Source organism: Microbacterium sp. MPR-TSA4 (assembly GCF_058792815.1).
The window spans coordinates 180,746-196,817 of record NZ_JBXAFF010000002.1 but is presented as its reverse complement, the minus strand read 5'-3'; the positions used below and the strand labels follow the sequence as shown (position 1 = coordinate 196,817).

The following is a 16,072-nucleotide window of genomic DNA, read 5'->3' as shown; positions in this document are numbered from 1 at the left end:
CGCCGGGGCGAGAATGCACCCGCGCGAGGGTCAGCGGCCGAGGGCGGCGACGGCGCGCTCGACGTCGTCGGCGTCGTTGAAGACGTGGAACGCGACGCGCGCGCGACCGTTGCGGCCGGATGCCGTGATGCCGGCGTACTGGAGGCGCGCCAGGTCCGCGCCGTCGGGATCGAGCCAGGTGACGATCGCGGTCGCGGTCTCGGGCTCCTCGATTCCCACCGCGGCGCGGAAGCGGGCGGCCAGGCCCGTCGTGTGGGCATGCACCGCCTGCATGTCCGCCGCGGCGAAGGAGCGCAGCGCGGGCTCGGCTCCGACGAAGGCCTGCCACGCGGGCGACACGTCGAAGCGTCGCGCGCACGCGGCGAGGTCGGCGCCGCCGCCGTAGCAGGAGGCCCACGGGTCGTCTCCCGCATACCAGCCCGCCTGGACGGGCGTCAGCGTCCGCGCGTAATCCTCGCTCAGCACCAGGAAGGCGACGCCCCGCGGGCAGCAGAGCCACTTGTACGCGTGGCAGAGCAGGGCGTCGACGCGCCCGGCATCCACCGGCATCCAGCCGACGGCCTGCGTCGCGTCGCACACCGTCCTCGCACCGGCCGCGGCGGCCGCGTCGCAGATCGCGTCGAGGTCGGCGACGTGCCCGCACGCGGACTGCACGAGCGAGAAGGCGACGAGGTCGGTGTCGGCGGTGATCGCGTCAGCGAGTCGTGACAGCGGCGCGGTGCGCACGCGGATGCCGCGGCCCGCGTGCACGAAGGGGAGCACGAGAGACGAGAACTCGTCCTCGGGGACGAGCACGTCCGCGCCGTCGGGCAGTGCGGCGGCGAGGAGCGCGACCTGGACCGAGGTCTGCGAACCGATCGCGACGCGGTCGGCGGTGACGCCCACCAGGTTGGCCAGATGCGCTCGAGAGGCCTCGACGGCACGGCTGTAGGCGGCGATGTCGGGCGTGCCGCAGAGGTCGGCGGTGACCGCGCGACGGGTGGCGTTCATGGGCAGCCCGACCGTGCACGCGGCGAGGTAGCCGGCGGCCGAGGGGAACTGTGCGCGCAGGTCCGCGAGAGACTCGAGGTCGACGATGCTCATGGTTCCAGCGTGACGCCGCACCACGCATGCGTCTACGGCAAGTGATGCATGAAAAGCATGCCGTGCCATTATGTATCTATGACGCCAGACGCGCCCGACCTCGACGTCCAGGTGCTCCGCACCGTGCGGGCGATCGCCGACACCGGTTCGATCACCGCCGCGGCCGCCGCCCTCGGGTACAGCCAGCCGGCGATCAGCCAGCAGCTGCGCCGGCTCGAGGCGCGGCTGGGCGTCGCGATCGTGGAACGGGTCGGGCGGGGCGTGCGGCTGACGGAGGCGGGCCGGGTGCTCGCCCGCCACGCCCCCGCCGTCACGCATGCGTTCGATGCCGCGGCGGAAGAGCTCGCCCAACTGCGGGGCCTGCGCACCGGCGTCGTCCGGCTGGTCGCCTTCCCGTCGGCGTCGCCGGTGCTCGTGCCGCGCCTGATCGCGGCGCTCGCGGTCGCGCATCCGGGCCTGTCACTGACGTATGTCGAGGCGGAGCCGCCCGAAGCGGTCGAGGCGATCCGCGAGGACCGCGCTGACATCGCACTGACCTTCAGCTATCCCGGCGACCGCGACGATCCGCATGGGACGAGCGCCCGCGGCCTCTCGGTGCGCAGCGCGGGTCGCGACGAGCTGCTGCTGGTGCTGCCGGAGGGGCACGGCGCCGTGTCCGACCTGGCCGACCTCGCCGCGGCGACGTGGATCGCCGGATGCCCGCGATGCCGCGGTCACCTGCTGGAGCTCTGCGGCCGCGCGGGATTCGAGCCGCGCATCGGCTTCGAGACCGACAACGCCGTGGCGGTGGAGGGACTGGTCGCCCAGGGGATCGGGGTCGCGACTCTTCCGCGGATGGCCGTCGCGTCGTTCCCGGTGCTGCCCGGCGTCGTCACCGCGCCCCTGCCGGCATCCGAGGCACGTGGCCTGCACGTCGTGACCGCACGCGATGCCGAGCGCGTGCCCTCGGTGCGGGCCGTGCTCGATGTCTTGATGGAGCAGGTGAGCGCGCTGCACCGCCGGGTCTCCGACAGCGCCGAGAGGGCATGACCGACCCGGCGTCCGGCCGATCGCCGAGCCGCGAGCCGCAGGACGGGGGAGGGCGGCAACTAGACTGAGACGGATGTCTGCCGCGATCCATCCCCGTACCACCACCGCCTCCGGAACCGACGTCCGCGTGCGGTTCTGCCCCTCGCCGACGGGTCTTCCGCACGTCGGCATGGTCCGCACCGCGCTCTACAACTGGGCGTACGCGCGCCACACCGGCGGCAAGCTGATCTTCCGCGTCGAAGACACCGATGCCGCGCGCGACAGCGAGGAGAGCTACCGTCAGCTCGTCGACGCGCTCACCTGGCTCAAGATCGACTGGGACGAGGGCGTGGAGAAGGGCGGCCCGCACGAGCCGTACCGCCAGTCTCAGCGGCGCGACATCTACGCGGGCGTGCTGCAGACGCTCATCGCGTCCGGTGCGGTGTACGAGTCCTACTCCACGGCAGAGGAGATCGACGCCCGCAACGAGGCCGCGGGTCGCGCGAAGCAGCTCGGGTACGACAACTTCGACCGTGACCTCACCGACGAGCAGAAGGCCGCGTTCCGCGCGGAGGGACGCGAGCCCGCGTGGCGTCTGCGCGTGCCGGACCAGGACCTCACCTATGTCGATCTGATCCGCGGCGAGGTCACCTTCCCCGCCGGATCGTTCCCCGACTTCGTCGTCGTGCGCGCGGGCGGTCAGGCCCTGTACACGTTCACCAACCCGGTCGACGATGCGCTGATGGGCATCACGCACGTCATCCGCGGTGAGGACCTCATGCCCTCGACCGCCCGCCAGCTCGCGCTCTACGGCGCTCTCATCGAGGCCGGCGTCACCGATTTCATGCCGCGATTCGGTCACATGCCGCTGGTCCTCGGCGAGACCGGCAACAAGAAGCTCTCCAAGCGCGACCCGCAGGCCGACCTGTTCCTGCACCGCGAGCGCGGCTTCATCCACGAGGGACTGCTGAACTACCTCGCTCTTCTCGGCTGGTCGATCGCCGCCGACCGTGACGTGTTCTCCCTCGAGGAGTTCGTGGCCGCCTTCGACATCGTCGACGTCAACCCCAACCCGGCACGCTTCGACCAGAAGAAGGCCGAGTCGATCAACGGCGACCACATCCGCATGCTGGATGCCGAGGACTTCGCAGGCCGCCTGGTGCCCTATCTGCAGGCCGCAGGTCTGGTCGAGACCCCGCCGACGCCGGCGCAGCAGGCGACGCTGGATGCCGCGGCCCCGCTCGTGCAGGAGCGGATGCAGCTGCTGGGTGAAGCGCCGGGCCTGCTGGGATTCCTGTTCCGCGACGAGGTGGAGTATGACGACGACGCGCTGAAGGGCCTTCCCGCCAATGCGGGGGAGGTGCTCGTGGCATCCGTCGGCGCGCTCGAGCTGGTGCCGGAGCACGGGTTCACGGCCGCGGCGGTGCAGGACGCGCTGTCTCAGGCGCTGATCGAGGGTCTGGGACTCAAGCCGCGCGTCGCGTACGGTCCGCTGCGCGTCGCCGCGAGCGGCAGGCGTGTGTCGCCGCCCCTGTTCGAGTCGCTGGAACTGCTCGGCAAGGCCGAGTCGATCCGCCGCCTCGACGCGCTCGTCCAGCGGGTCGGCTGATCGCCGACGCGCTCACGCGCCGCACGAGTACAGCCCGGAGACCGGCGCGTCGGTGACCTCGGTGCAGTTGTCGAGCACCCACGTGCGGATCTGCCCGGCGGCGGTGGACGCGGCATCCGTGCCGCCGAATCCCGCGCCGCCGAAGCCGCCGCTCGATCCTGCGATCACGTAGCGCAGCTCACCGTCGGCCACGAGGCGCTGGAACGTGGCGAGGGTCGGGGCAGGATCGCGCTCGTTGAAGCCGCCGATCGGAAGGAACGATCCGCCGTCTGACGCGAGGATGAAGCCGGCGGCGCTCTGGGCGCCGAACGCGGCCGCGAGGTACGCGGTGCCCTGCTGATGCTCGGTGAGCCAGGCCACCGTCGCCGCGGTGGCCCGGCTCGTCCCCCCGCCGCCCGTCGTCCCCCCGCCGGCGACACCGCTGCCCGCGCCGCGGCGGACCGTGGATCCGCCCGCGTCGGTGCGCGTCGAGCCGTCGCTGCGAAACGTTCCGGGCCGGGCGGAGCCGAGAGGCCCGGGGCCGGGTGCGCCCGCCGCCTGTCCGGGACCCCCCATCCCACCGCGCGCGAAGCCGCCCATGCCGCCGATCCCGGACGTCGCGGCGACGCCGGCTGCCGTGGGGTTGGTCGAGTTGGGCGACCACATGGTCACGACGGACCAGGCCGCCGGGGTCAGCAGCATCGCGATGACGGCGACCGCGGCCGTCAGAGGCAGGGGCCGGGCCCGCCGGTGCTCGATCACGAGGAGCACGACGGCGAGTCCCAGCACGACCACCTGCACGATCGCGACCGGCAGCGAGAACGCGGCGCCGCGATCGGCCGCGACGGCCACGGCGATCAGCACCGCGGTGACGGCCGCGACGGCCGGCAGAGCGATCTGCGCCCACAGCGCACGGCGTCGACGCGCCCAGGCGAATCCCGCACCGATGAGCAGTGCCATCGGGATGGCCAGCGACGCCGTGTAGAACTGGTGCATCCCCGCCACCACGGAGAACATCACGGCGAAAGTGCCGAACCAGACCGCCCCGAAGACGAGCAGCGGCGTGCGGAAGCGCAGCACGGCGAGCACCACGACGGCGAGGATCGCGGTCGGGATCATCCACCCGATCTGGTCGGCGAGCGCCCCGTTGAGCAGCCGCACGACCGACGGCTCGCCGGAGAACGGGGGAGTGAACGAGCGGTACGCCTCCGTGTCGGCCGTGCTCGCGCCGAACCGGCCCAGGCCGTTGTACCCGAACACCATCTCCCACGGGTTGTTCGACAGGGTGCTGCCGATATAGGGGCGGTCGGATGCCGGGACCAGCGCGACCACCACGATCCAGACGAGGGAGGCCGGCAGGCTGACCACGCCGGCGACGGCGACGTGCCAGACCCGGCGCCACCACGGCTGGCGGGTGCAGAGGTAGGCCGCCGCGAGGCCGGGCCACACCGCCCACGCCTCGAGCATGTAGGTCTGGAAGGCGGCAGCGATGAACAGGCCGGAGAGCAGGAGCCAGCCGAGGTGGGCTCGTCGGAGGGCGTGGGTCGCGGCCCACGCGGTCAGTGCCAACGCCAGGACGAAGAAGGTCTCGGGCTGGTTCGAGCGAGCGACGGCGACGAGGATGGGAGTCGTCGCGACGACGGCGCCTGCAATGACGCCCGCGGTCCGTCCCGCCCACCGCCGCGCCGTGATCGCCGTGATGACCGCCGCCGCGGCGGCCGCCAGCGCATTGGGCAGAATCACGGCGGCGGGGGAGAACCCGAACACGCGCACGACGAGGGCCGGGATCCAGAACGAGCCCGGGATCTTGTCGAGGGTGACCGTGCCGGCGGGATCGAACGACCCGAAGAAGAAGTCGGGCCAGCTTCGGCTCATCGACAGCGCGATGGAGGCGTAGTAGTCCGACATCGACCCGCCGACACCCCACGCGGTGAGCACCAGCGCGACCAGGCCGATGCCGAGCAGAGACCAGTGCCAGGGCGTGCCGAGGCGCCGGCGCACACCGGTTCGGGCGCGCGTGGAGGAGAACGGCGTCGACGGCGCCGACGCGGAGAGAACGGTCACGACGGTCACGCTAGGACCGCTGCGCCCGATGTCTCGCAAGCGCGAGCTATGAATACGCCGCGACGCGCGGAATCAGTCCGACGGCCAGGTGGCCCAGATCACGTCCTCCCCGTCGATCTGCTGCGGGCCGGCGCCCACCGCGTACCGGGCAGAGCTCGGGTCTTCGCCGTCCAGCCACCAGATGTAGGCCCCGTAGCCGGAGTTCTGCTGGTAGCCCGCGGCCGAGAGCGTCGATCCGATGGCGGCGATCGCGGCATCCGCGTCGCCGACGAAGATCGCGCCCTTGCGCGCGGTCCCTCCGAAGTCGTCCACCACGTAGCACGCGGGAACCGTCGGGGGAGCACCCGCCTCGGGGAAGGTGAAGCCGGCAGGGTCGGCCAGGGTCGGATCGGCGTAGCCGTTGGCATCCATGAACGAGATCATCGCGTCGGTGCACCCGAACGCGTCGCCGCCTGCCGGCGCCGCGGGGGCGTCGTGCGCGGCCGACGCGCTCACGTCGCCCGTCGTCGAGGCGGGTGAGCCGGATGCCGCGTACCCGGTCAGCAGGAGCAGGAGGGTGGTGGCGCCCACGACGGTGGTGGAGCGGACGGCGGTCATGCGCTCAGTGTCGCCGGGGCGCCGCCCGGCGGGCAATGCGGGATCCGGCTGGTTTGGACACCGCCTGTGTGTGGGCTAAGCTTGACCCTCGGTACGACTTCGGTCGTCACCCTCTGGGGTATGGTGTAATTGGCAACACGGCTGATTCTGGTTCAGTTGTTCTTGGTTCGAGTCCAGGTACCCCAGCAAATTCATCGCTCTCGAATGAGCAAGCTCTCTGCATGTCCGAACCCCTCCTTCGACGCTCATGTCGAGGGAGGCTCCTTGTTTCTGAGGCGTGTGCCTGTTGCCGTGTCCGGCAGGCATCCGCACTGAGCTGATCGGCCCACCACGGCATGCGAGGCGCCGCGGCAGCCGCACACCCTCGCCAACGGCGATCGCCGAGCCTATGCTGACCGCATGACCGAACCCACGCAGGAGCAGCTCGAGTCGTCGGACAAGGTGGTCAAGCGCACGGTCGGCGGTGAGATCCGCTACTACCTCAAGGACATCAAGGCGCACTGGCCGGCCGTCGTCGAGCAGCATCCGGATGCCGCGGGTCACGAGGCGTGGTGGACGGCCGATGGTCGGTTCCATGCGACGCACGCGCAGCTGCGTCGCGACGCCATGATCGGCGGGATCGTCTAGCGCGATCCGCGACTTCTTCTCTGGCGCGTTCTCGGGTCTCCGGCCCGCGGGGTGCGCTCCATCGTGGAGTCGGTACTCCGCGCCGAGCATTGGTGGCGCCATCCGGACGTTCCCGAGCGATCGTGTCAGCCCGCGCCGTCGGTCGCGGTCCGCGCCGCCGGGGCAGACAGGAGCGTCGCGAGACGCTTCTTCTTGCGGTTCTCGCGGATGATCCACGCGACATCGGGATCGCTCTCGTCGAGGGCTGCGAAGACGGGGAGCCCTCGGACGGGGTCGGCGGCGATGGCGACGCTCCAGCAGTAGCCGAGCGCCTGCCGCAGGGTGCGCGCCCCGTCCTGCCTGCGGTGGGAGGTGTCCGCCGCGGCGAGGTGGGCGGTCGCACGCGCGCACGCCGCCAACCCGGCGCGGGCGGTGTCCGGTGTCCGCAGCAGTCGCGGCTCGCAGATCGCGGCGACGGCGGCGCGCTGCACGAGCGGGTCGGGGTCGTCGACCCAGTCCGCGACCAGCGCCCTGAGGATCGCGGGGGAGTCGTCGCCGAGCAGCTGCAGTCCGATCGCCACGCCCTCGCGTACACGCCACCGGTCGTCGGCGGCGAGAGCGCGCGCATGGTGGGCGTCACGCGGTTCGCCCGCCCGTCGGCCGAGCGCTGCGGCGGCGCACATGACGGGGTATTCGCGTCCATCTCGAAGGAGCGCGTCGATGACGGCTGCGTCGGCGGTGCGCGCCGCCGCGTCGACGAGTGCGAGATCCGCGCGCGGACCGGGCAACCCGGAATGGGCATCGAGGAACGCGGCCCAGCTGAGCGGGTCCATTCCTGACAGCTGGGCGATCCACGCCGGCACGCTCGTCATGCGTGCGACGCTATCGCGCCGGGCACTGCCGTCGCCGCGTCGCGTGCCGGGTCAATTCCACTCGCGCCGATGTCCGATCTCAGCCCGACCTCGTGAAGACCCCCAACCCCGACGGCGTCGGGATCTGCGCATAGCGGTTGAGGAAGGTGAGGGTCACGGAGGTCACCCGTCCGTCCGCGCGGGTGAAGACGACCGACGAGAGGGAGCCCGGCAACGCGTTCTCGCCCGTGGGGACGTACGCCATCGTGTCGCCGTCCCACGGCGTGATGTCGAACGCGGTCTCGCCCTTCGGTCCGAGCGAGCCGCGGAGGCCGGTGCCCGCCGAGGTCACCGTCAGGGTGCCGAAATACGGACTGACGTACGTTCCGGTGTAGTCGGCGACGGGCCCGGATGCCGCGGCATCCGCCGGTGCCTGCATGCCGGCCAGGTCGCCGGACGGCGCGTTGTAGGACGCGAAGAAGCCGTGCATCGTGTCCACCCAGTCGCGGGTGGAGTGCCCGTACATGACCTCGTCGAGGAACGTCTGCACGACCGCTTCGGGAAGGCCGACGGGGGCGCCGTTGGTGAGGACGACGATGCCGAGGTCGAGATCGGGGACGAGGGTCGCGGCGGTCGCGGCGCCGAGGCCGAAGGCACCCGAGTGGCTGAGCGTGACACGGCCGCCGGCGCCGGAGCCCACGTTGATGCCGAAGCCGTAGTGACCGGGTCGTTGATCCAGATCGCCCGGGTGGGAGCTGACGATCTGCGCCGACAGCGCCTCGTTCAGCGGCCCTGTGGCGATGAAGGCGGAACCGCCTCGCTGCCCGTCGGACAGCAGCAGCTGCATCCACGTCGCCAGGTCGCCGACGGTCGAGGATGCGCCGCCCGCGGGCGCCTCGGCATCCGCGTCGCGGTCGAACAGCGGCTGGAAATCGTCGTCGCCGATCCGTGCGTGCAGCACGGCGCGGTCGTCGGCAGCGAGGTAGTCGGCGTGGCTCATACTCGTCGACGTCATGCCCAAGGGCGTGAACAGCAGCTCCTGCGCCGTCTGTTCCCACGTCTGACCGCGGGAGGCCGCGACGGCCTGCGCGCCGGCCGTCAGACCGAAGTTCGAGTACTGATAGGTCGAACGGAACGGCTGCAGGGGGATCTCACGGAGGTGGTCGAGGATGTAGTCGCGGTCGAAGCCGAGGTCCTCGAGGTCGTCTCCGCCGCCGGTGGGGATGCCGGTGCGGTGGGCGAAGAAGTCGCCGATCGTGGCGTTCTGGGTGACGTACGTGTCATCGAGCGCGAAGTCGGGCATGAAGGTGCGCACCGGCGTGGACCACGAGAGCTCGGGGTTCTCGGTCATGGCCTTGGCGACGATCGTGGCCGACAGCGGCTTCGACAGCGATGCCAGCTCGAACACGGTGTCGGTGTCGACATTGACGCCGGTGGACACGTCGCGCACGCCGAACCCGCCCTCGTACAGCACGGCATCGTGCGAGACGACCGCGACGGCGAGCCCCGGAACCTTCGATCGACGCAGTGCGTCGTCGATCTGGCCGGGCAGAGCCGTGAGGGCGGCGGCGACGGCGCTCTCACGATCGGTGTACAGCGCGACGACGTCGTGATTCGGGAAGGTCCCCGTGGTCACGGCGACCGTGGGCGCCGGCTCGGGCGGGGAGCTCCACGCGCAGCCGGAGAGGGCCAGCCCCACGGCCGTCGCCGTCACCGTCGTCGTTAGAAGTCTCGGTCGGCGCCGCGCATCCGCCATGGTCGAAGCCATCCTCGTGCCCCCTCATGCGGCACGCCGACGTCCCGCTCGTGTCGAGGATAGGGCGACCGCGACCGTGCGGTCCAGCGTCGGCCGGCGCCGCTGCGCCGATCAGCGCGACGCCGAGGCGGGCGCGATCACGGTGAGGGCGCGCGGGAGGACGCGCGCGGAGAGGTGATCGACCTCTTCGCCGAGCTCCCCGTCGCGGGCGATCCGGTAGGGCCCGTCGAGCAGTTCGAGATCGAACTCGGCATCCGAGAACTCCTGGTAGCGGCGGTTGCGCGAGATCCGCCCCGTGAACAGGTCGAGGACCACGCGCGCGCGGGAGCCGCGACGCGACACACCGAGCACGCGCAGATCCAGCCGCGCGTCGTCGAGCGTCGCGCGGTGGACGGGGGCGAACCCGCGCGGCTCGTACCGGCCGTTGCCGAGGAAGAGCAGGCTGAACCGCGCGTCGACGGCGCGACCGTCGAGGTCGCGGACGCGCACGCGCACGGCGCGGGCCCGTCCCAGCGTCCGCACCGCCGCGACGAGGGCAGCGAGAGGCTTGCCGATGCGGTGCTCGTACCGCTCGCGGATCGCGACGAAATCGGTGTACGCGCCGACGCTGGCGGTGTTGACGAAGATCCTGCCGTTCACCTCGCCGAGATCGACCTTCGCGACAGTGCCGGCCCGGACGGCGTCGATGGCAGCCGACAGCGGGTACATCCCGAGGTCCTTCGCGAAGTGGTTGAAGGTGCCCGCCGGCAGAACCGCCAGCGGGATGCCGTTCTCGTGGGCGGCGGCCGCGGCCTGCTGCACCGTGCCGTCGCCGCCGGCGACCGCGAGGACCTCGCACTCCTGCGCGGTGCGGCGGATCACCTCGGCGTAGTCGTCGTCCGCACCCAGCTCGACGATCCGCAGCGCCGGCAGCGTGCGGCGCACCACCGGGAGGATGCGCGCCGCGCGCCCCGAGCCCGATCGAGGGTTGATGACGAGCGCGATGCCCGCGCCGTCCGGCCGCGGCGTGCCCGCGTGCACCGCGAGCGCGTCCTGCAGCGGGTCCACGCGCTCCACCGGCACGATCCGCGTCGTCAGCCAGGCGACCGCCTCGCCGAGCGCGAAACCCGCCGCGACGTCCGACGGGTAGTGCGCTCCGGTGGCGACCCGCGAGAAGCCGACGAGGCCCGCCAGCATGCGCAGCGGCACGGTCAAGATCGGGGACTCGGCGGATGCCGCCGCGGCGAACGCCATCGCGCTGGCCGAGTGGCCGCTCGGAAACGACGTCGAGGCGGGGATGCGGTGGGCCAGCCGCTGCACCGGCACCTGCGTGATGGCCGGCCGCGGGCGGCGGTGCAGACGCTTGGACACCTGGTTGGCGAGGAGGCTGGTGAGCCCGATCGCGGCGAGGCCGCGCACCGCGGCCCGGCGCGCCCGGGGCCGACCGGTGGCCGCGAGGAGCGCCGCCACCCCCATCCAGAGCACGGAGCGGTCGGCGGCCCGCGTGAGCGGCGGCATCGCCCCGTCGAGGATCGGGCTGCGCGTGCCGGCGATCGCGGTGAAGGTGGCCACGTCGAGCGCGTCCACTTGGCGCCGGACGGAGCGCCATCGCCGCGTGTCGCCCCCGTCGTCTCGGGAGGCGCGTGTGCGAGCGGACGGTGGTCGACGCCGGGCCATGATCGCTCCGATCAGTTCATCGCATTGCCGATGTAGGAGTACTTGACGAACACCTCGGAGGCCCAGCCGGCCTCGTCGAGCACGCCCTGCACCGCCGTGAGCATGTACTTGGAGTCCCACCCCATGTAGAGGTACTGGCCGTCGCCCAGCTCATCCCACTGGCCGTTCCACGCCTTGGCCGGGTAGACCGGGCCGCCGCGGCGTGCGCTGAAGTCGATCACGCTCTGTCGCGAGTCCGCCCACAACCGTTTGAAGATGCGGTTGAAGAGGTAGCGGATGTCGGGAACCTCCCAGTGCTCGCCGCGGAACTCGACGTAGTCGAACTCGCGCTGCCAGCCCCGAGGCCATCCGCGGCGCTTGCGGGCGTCGAGGATGGGAGTGAGGTTGTCGTCGTCGATGGAGACGACGGCGGGACGCTTCCAGACGCTCAGGAAGAGGTCGGTCAGCTCTTGCGTGCGCGCCGCGATCGCCGCGGTCGACCACGCCTCGGCGTCCGCGACGGCCTGCGTGACGGCGAGCGCGCTGTCGCGGTAGGCGTTCCGCTTCTGCGGGAACGAGGCGTCGAACGCGCGGTCGAAGAGCTCCCGTTCGAGCAGCGTCAGGTTTCCCAGGGTCTGGGCCAGCGCACGGAAGCTGTTCTGCTCGTCGTCGGAGAGCTCGGCCCAGCGGCGCGAGCCGTCGGGCGACCACTCGTCGGACGGTGCGAGCGGCACGATGTGCTCGAGATCCAGCGGCGCCGTGTCGATGTCGCCCGCGAGCCGCCCCAGCACGTAGGCCGGGTGGGGGAGCGCGCTGAACTTCAGACCCACGCGGGTGCGCTCGTCGGAGGGCGTGATCCGCGCGATCGCCCGGACCAGGTCGTCGCGCGAGAGCGCCGCGGCGCGGCAGAGGCGAGCGACGAGCCGGTCGGTGGTCACCCCGACGACGGTGCGGCGCATCAGCAGCGACTGCAGCTGCTCGAGCGACGTGATCAGCTCCGAGGTCGGGAGCTGTCCGGAGCGATGCTCGTGGAGCAGGCGCAGGGCGAGCGGATACATGCCACGGCCGAAGGTGTTGAGCAGGGCCAGCTGCTGCCCGATCGCGACGTCGGCGACGCGCGCCGGGTCGAGGAGGGTGGCGTAGAGCGCGGAGTAGTCGCGCCACTGCGCGGCGCGCTCGCGCAGCGTCGCCAGGTCGAGGTGTGGGAACTCGGCGCGGAAGGTGTCGTAGACGCCCCGCTCGCCGGCCACGGTGACCTCGCGGCCGGTGAGCATGACGAGGTAGTGCCGCCAGAAGTCGCCGATCTGCTCGCCGGTGTTCTCCTCGATCGGAACCCAGTAGTGGTCCTCGATCTCGCTCTGCTGGGCGTGGGAGAGGCCCATCAGCACGTAGTTGTGGATCAGCTCGTGGTCGCGCAGCGGTTCGCCCGTCGAGTTGAGGCTCTCGAAGGTCTGCTGCGCGTTCGCCTCGGGCCCGAGGGTGATCGCGACGTGCTCGAGGCGTTGGAGGCCCCGCCAGATGTGGGCGGCCTCGTCGGGACGGATCTGGCTGCGGAAGAACGCGTAGTTGTCGTCGAAACGCGACACGCGCGTCTCATCGTCGGGCGTCCGACGGTCGCGCACGACGCTCTCGAAGACCTCCGCCCAGGCGCGATGCGGCCGGAGTTTCGTCCGTGCGGGATCGTCGTCGCGGACGAGCACCCGCTCGAGCTCGGCGGCCAGCTCCGGGTCGTCGTCACGCAGGGTGTGGTGCAGGGCGGCGACCAGCAGCATGAGCGTCGTGATGCGCTGCTGTCCGTCGATGAGGACCAGATGGGCGTCATCGTCGTCGGAGACCGAGGCGGTCGAGAGGATCGAGCCGATGAAGTGCGTGTGGCCGGCGCCCGCATCCGCCACCGCGCGCACATCGCCGAGGAGCTGCTCGCAGCCGCCGATGTCCCAGCGGTACTGCCGCTGGTAGACCGGAACGACGATGGTGGTGTCGGATGCCGAGAGCCACGCGATCGTGGCAACGGCGGTCGCGGAGACGTGGGACGCGGAGACCGAGGGGGCGAGGTTCGTGCCGGTGCTCATGTTCTCCGTGTCGCCTCCGCGCTCGCTCTCGATGACCGCCGTCGAGTCTAATCGCGTTCCCGGGACCGCTCGGTAGGCTTGCCTCGGCCGGGCCTGTAAAAACTTCGCTTGTCCGGCAGAAAGGTTGGATCCGTCATGGGTTACATCAAGAGCGCGGCCCTCGAGGAGACCGGTTACGTCGTCCTCGACCGCTACAACAAGGAGATCGACCCGAAGGAGTGGCTCGACGTCGAGTACGTCGACTGGAAGTCCTCGGGCGACACCCGGTTCGCCCCGTTGGCCTCCGCCAAGGGCGAGATCGAGTGCAACGGCTTCTGGAACCACAAGCCGCCGCGCACCGACAAGGACGGCGTCTGGATCGACGCGCAGACCGCCATCGCACCGACGCTCACCGCGCGTGCGCAGGAGCCGGGGGCGAACGTCGGCCGCTGCCGCATCATCGAGCTGCAGCCGAACACGTATGCCGACTGCCTCTACAACCTGCACCAGGACGACAACAACCGTCTGAACCCGGACGGCACCGGCTGGGTCGTGCGCGGCTTCTTCAACCTCACCGACGACAAGACGAGCTACTTCGTGCTGCGGGAGAACCGCACCGATCCGAGCGAGGAGACCCGCATCGCCCTGCCCGCGGGCGCGCAGCTCATCGTCGACACCCAGCGCCTCTGGCACGCCGCCGCCCACTACGGCGACGAGCCGCGCTACTGCCTCATCACCTCGTGGGAGTCGGGCCCCGAGCTCGACGCCTACATCGCCAAGTACAACGGGGTGAACAAGGTGGACAGCTACCCGGTCGACCAGGAGACGCTGGATGCCGGGCAGATCGAGCAGGAGCGCCGCATCGCCGCCCGTGCCGCCGCCCTGGCCGCCCGCGGCCAGCAGGAGGTCACGGTGATGAGCGAGGCCTGAGCCTCGGCATCCACCGCGGACGTCCCGTCCGCACGAAGGGCCCCGATCTTCGGATCGGGGCCCTTCGTCGTCCGTGGCCCTCGTGTGGTTTTCCACGGAGCAGACTGTTGTTATATCTGTGGTTGTGTTGTACCGTGTGGATATTCAAGGAGGATACGTGTACGCAACGGAGCGACAGCAGCTCATCGAGCATCTGGTCAGCACAGACGGACGCGTCGCCGTCGTCGACCTGGCGCGCCGCTTCGGCGTGACCACCGAGACCGTCCGCCGCGATCTCGACCAGCTCGAGACGGCGGGAATCGTGCGTCGCGTGCACGGCGGGGCCGTGGCCCGCACCCGGGTCAGCACGGTCGAGACCTCCTTCGTGGAGCGCACGCAGCGCCGCAGCGACGCGAAGCGCGCGATCGCGGAGCGGGCCCTGGAGGCCATCGGCGCCGATGGCGACGGATCCATCTACATCGACGCGGGGACGACGACGGCCGCCGTCGCCGGACTGCTCGCCCAGCGCCCGGTCACCGGGCATCCGCTCGAGGTCGTCACCCACTCGATGACGGTGGCGCACCTGCTGGCCGGAGCGCCCGGGCTCAACCTCACCGCCATCGGCGGCCGCGTGCGCGGGCTGACCGCGGCGGCCGTGGGCGCCCAGACGGTCGATGCGATCTCCCGGCTGCGCCCCGACCTCGCCTTCATCGGCACCAACGGCCTGTCCGCCACCTTCGGACTGAGCACACCCGATCCCGACGAGGCCGCAGTCAAGCGCGCCATCATCGCCTCGGCGCGCCGCATCGTGGTGCTCGCCGACGCCGAGAAGTTCGACGGGGAGCTGCTCGTCTCCTTCGGCCGGCTCGCCGATCTCGACATCCTCGTCACCGATGCGCCGCCGCCCGCCGACCTCGTCGCCGCCCTCGACGACGCCGATGTGGAGGTGTGGACAGCATGATCGTCACGCTCACCGCGAACCCGTCGCTCGACCGGACGGTGACCCTCGCCGAGGCCCTGCGCGTCGGCGAGGTGCAGTCCGCCGTCGCCGTCCGCGAGGATGCCGGGGGGAAGGGCATCAACGTCACCCGTGTGCTGACCGGGTCGGGTGTGCCCAGCACCGCGGTCCTCCCGCTCGACGCCGACGACCCGTTCGCATCCGTGCTCCGCTCGGCGCGCGTGCCGGTCGTCGCCGTGCCCCTGCCCGGAACCGCGCGGGCGAACCTCACGCTGACCGACCACGACGGCGTGACCACGAAGGTGAACCTGCCCGGTGTGACGCGCAGCGACGCGGATGCCGCGACGCTCATCGCCGCGACGGTGCAGGCGTCGGCGGGTGCGCGATGGCTGGTGCTGGCGGGGTCGCTGCCACCCGGACTGCCCGACGACTTCTACGTCGACGTGATCACCGCCGTCCGCGCGACCGGCTCCGAAGCGCCGCGCATCGCCGTGGACACGTCGGGGGCCGCCCTGCGGGCCGTCGTCGAGCGCGGAGCGCCCGATCTCATCAAGCCCAACGACGAGGAACTCGTGGAGCTCGCCGGCGTCCCCCTCGACCCGGCGCTGCCGCTGGCGGAGGCCGTCCGCGCCGTCGCCTCGCAGCTCGTGCCCGAGCGGGTGGGCGCCGCCTTCGTCACGCTGGGTGGCGACGGCGCGGTCCTCGTGACGGCCGACGGAGCCTGGTTCGGCACGCCGCCGCCGACGCGGGTACGCAGCACCGTCGGTGCCGGAGACAGCTCGCTGGCGGGCTTCCTCCTCGCCGACGTCGCGGGAGCCGCTCCCGACGAGCGGGTGCGCAGCGGCATCCGCTACGGGTCCGCGGCGGCCGCGCTGCCCGGAACGCAGGCCCCGACGCCCGCCGATCTGCTCCCCGGCGACGTGCCGGTGAGCCCTCTCGCCCCCTGAAAACCCCATCCTGAACCCA

At 71.6% G+C, this 16,072-nt stretch carries 13 protein-coding genes and 1 tRNA gene; 7 read left to right on the top strand and 7 right to left on the bottom strand.

What is annotated here, in order from left to right:
- Positions 1 to 30 precede the first annotated feature (30 nt).
- A complete protein-coding gene (locus tag AC1Q49_RS02240; protein ID WP_492490807.1) occupies positions 31 to 1,083 on the bottom strand; it encodes an aminotransferase class V-fold PLP-dependent enzyme in 1,053 nt (350 codons plus the stop codon).
- A gap of 78 nt (positions 1,084 to 1,161) precedes the next feature.
- Between AC1Q49_RS02240 and AC1Q49_RS02235 the strand changes: the two genes are divergently transcribed.
- Positions 1,162 to 2,112: a LysR family transcriptional regulator gene (locus AC1Q49_RS02235; RefSeq protein WP_492490806.1), complete on the top strand. Its 951-nt coding sequence runs from the start codon at positions 1,162 to 1,164 to the stop codon at positions 2,110 to 2,112.
- Positions 2,113 to 2,185: 73 nt separating this feature from the next.
- Entirely contained in the window at positions 2,186 to 3,700 is a 1,515-nt protein-coding gene (gltX, locus tag AC1Q49_RS02230; protein ID WP_492490805.1) for a glutamate--tRNA ligase, read from the top strand.
- 12 nt (positions 3,701 to 3,712) lie between these two features.
- Here the strand turns inward: gltX and AC1Q49_RS02225 are convergent, their stop codons facing one another.
- Both AC1Q49_RS02225 and AC1Q49_RS02220 read right to left on the bottom strand, forming a co-directional pair.
- Positions 3,713 to 5,743 carry an ArnT family glycosyltransferase gene (locus tag AC1Q49_RS02225; RefSeq protein ID WP_492490804.1) on the bottom strand — a complete coding sequence of 677 codons (2,031 nt, stop codon included), beginning with the start codon at positions 5,741 to 5,743 and terminating at the stop codon, positions 3,713 to 3,715.
- 72 nt (positions 5,744 to 5,815) lie between these two features.
- Positions 5,816 to 6,340, bottom strand: a complete 525-nt coding sequence (locus AC1Q49_RS02220; RefSeq protein ID WP_157831614.1) for a hypothetical protein — start codon at positions 6,338 to 6,340, stop codon at positions 5,816 to 5,818.
- A gap of 114 nt (positions 6,341 to 6,454) precedes the next feature.
- On the opposite strand from AC1Q49_RS02220, the gene AC1Q49_RS02215 reads away from it, so the two are divergent.
- Positions 6,455 to 6,526, top strand: a tRNA-Gln gene (locus AC1Q49_RS02215).
- 213 nt (positions 6,527 to 6,739) lie between these two features.
- Positions 6,740 to 6,967, top strand: a complete 228-nt coding sequence (locus AC1Q49_RS02210) for a hypothetical protein (RefSeq protein WP_060958434.1) — start codon at positions 6,740 to 6,742, stop codon at positions 6,965 to 6,967.
- A 125-nt stretch (positions 6,968 to 7,092) separates the two neighbouring features.
- Here AC1Q49_RS02210 and AC1Q49_RS02205 read toward each other — a convergent pair whose 3' ends face one another.
- The 4 genes from AC1Q49_RS02205 to AC1Q49_RS02190 form a co-directional block, all read right to left on the bottom strand.
- Positions 7,093 to 7,818 carry a PBS lyase heat domain-containing protein repeat-containing protein gene (locus AC1Q49_RS02205; protein ID WP_101306211.1) on the bottom strand — a complete coding sequence of 242 codons (726 nt, stop codon included), beginning with the start codon at positions 7,816 to 7,818 and terminating at the stop codon, positions 7,093 to 7,095.
- Between the two features lie 79 nt (positions 7,819 to 7,897).
- Positions 7,898 to 9,565 carry a serine hydrolase gene (locus AC1Q49_RS02200; protein WP_492490803.1) on the bottom strand — a complete coding sequence of 556 codons (1,668 nt, stop codon included), beginning with the start codon at positions 9,563 to 9,565 and terminating at the stop codon, positions 7,898 to 7,900.
- Between the two features lie 99 nt (positions 9,566 to 9,664).
- A complete protein-coding gene (locus tag AC1Q49_RS02195; protein WP_223849523.1) occupies positions 9,665 to 11,104 on the bottom strand; it encodes a bifunctional phosphatase PAP2/diacylglycerol kinase family protein in 1,440 nt (479 codons plus the stop codon).
- Between the two features lie 116 nt (positions 11,105 to 11,220).
- Positions 11,221 to 13,260: a DUF262 domain-containing protein gene (locus AC1Q49_RS02190; RefSeq protein ID WP_492490802.1), complete on the bottom strand. Its 2,040-nt coding sequence runs from the start codon at positions 13,258 to 13,260 to the stop codon at positions 11,221 to 11,223.
- A 135-nt stretch (positions 13,261 to 13,395) separates the two neighbouring features.
- Here AC1Q49_RS02190 and AC1Q49_RS02185 point away from each other — a divergent pair, with 135 nt between their 5' ends.
- The 3 genes from AC1Q49_RS02185 (at position 13,396) to AC1Q49_RS02175 (ending at position 16,053) form a co-directional block, all read left to right on the top strand.
- Positions 13,396 to 14,169 (top strand): hypothetical protein, encoded by a 774-nt coding sequence (locus tag AC1Q49_RS02185; protein WP_060958446.1) that lies wholly within the window; start codon positions 13,396 to 13,398, stop codon positions 14,167 to 14,169.
- 157 nt (positions 14,170 to 14,326) lie between these two features.
- Complete coding sequence (locus tag AC1Q49_RS02180; protein WP_061781810.1) at positions 14,327 to 15,109, top strand: DeoR/GlpR family DNA-binding transcription regulator; 783 nt, start codon at positions 14,327 to 14,329, stop codon at positions 15,107 to 15,109.
- On the top strand, positions 15,106 to 16,053 hold the full coding sequence (locus AC1Q49_RS02175; protein ID WP_492490801.1) for a 1-phosphofructokinase family hexose kinase: 948 nt from the start codon (positions 15,106 to 15,108) through the stop codon (positions 16,051 to 16,053). The genes AC1Q49_RS02180 and AC1Q49_RS02175 overlap by 4 nt, the downstream gene beginning before the upstream one ends.
- Positions 16,054 to 16,072 lie beyond the last annotated feature (19 nt).

Coding starts and splice junctions, on each gene's coding strand:
- AC1Q49_RS02200 (WP_492490803.1), bottom strand. CDS start 9,565: ATGGCTTCGACCATGGCGGATGCGCGGCGCCGACCGAGACTTCTAACG.
- AC1Q49_RS02240 (WP_492490807.1), bottom strand. CDS start 1,083: ATGAGCATCGTCGACCTCGAGTCTCTCGCGGACCTGCGCGCACAGTTC.
- AC1Q49_RS02235 (WP_492490806.1), top strand. CDS start 1,162: ATGACGCCAGACGCGCCCGACCTCGACGTCCAGGTGCTCCGCACCGTG.
- AC1Q49_RS02210 (WP_060958434.1), top strand. CDS start 6,740: ATGACCGAACCCACGCAGGAGCAGCTCGAGTCGTCGGACAAGGTGGTC.
- AC1Q49_RS02205 (WP_101306211.1), bottom strand. CDS start 7,818: ATGACGAGCGTGCCGGCGTGGATCGCCCAGCTGTCAGGAATGGACCCG.
- AC1Q49_RS02220 (WP_157831614.1), bottom strand. CDS start 6,340: ATGACCGCCGTCCGCTCCACCACCGTCGTGGGCGCCACCACCCTCCTG.
- AC1Q49_RS02175 (WP_492490801.1), top strand. CDS start 15,106: ATGATCGTCACGCTCACCGCGAACCCGTCGCTCGACCGGACGGTGACC.
- gltX (WP_492490805.1), top strand. CDS start 2,186: ATGTCTGCCGCGATCCATCCCCGTACCACCACCGCCTCCGGAACCGAC.
- AC1Q49_RS02190 (WP_492490802.1), bottom strand. CDS start 13,260: ATGAGCACCGGCACGAACCTCGCCCCCTCGGTCTCCGCGTCCCACGTC.
- AC1Q49_RS02185 (WP_060958446.1), top strand. CDS start 13,396: ATGGGTTACATCAAGAGCGCGGCCCTCGAGGAGACCGGTTACGTCGTC.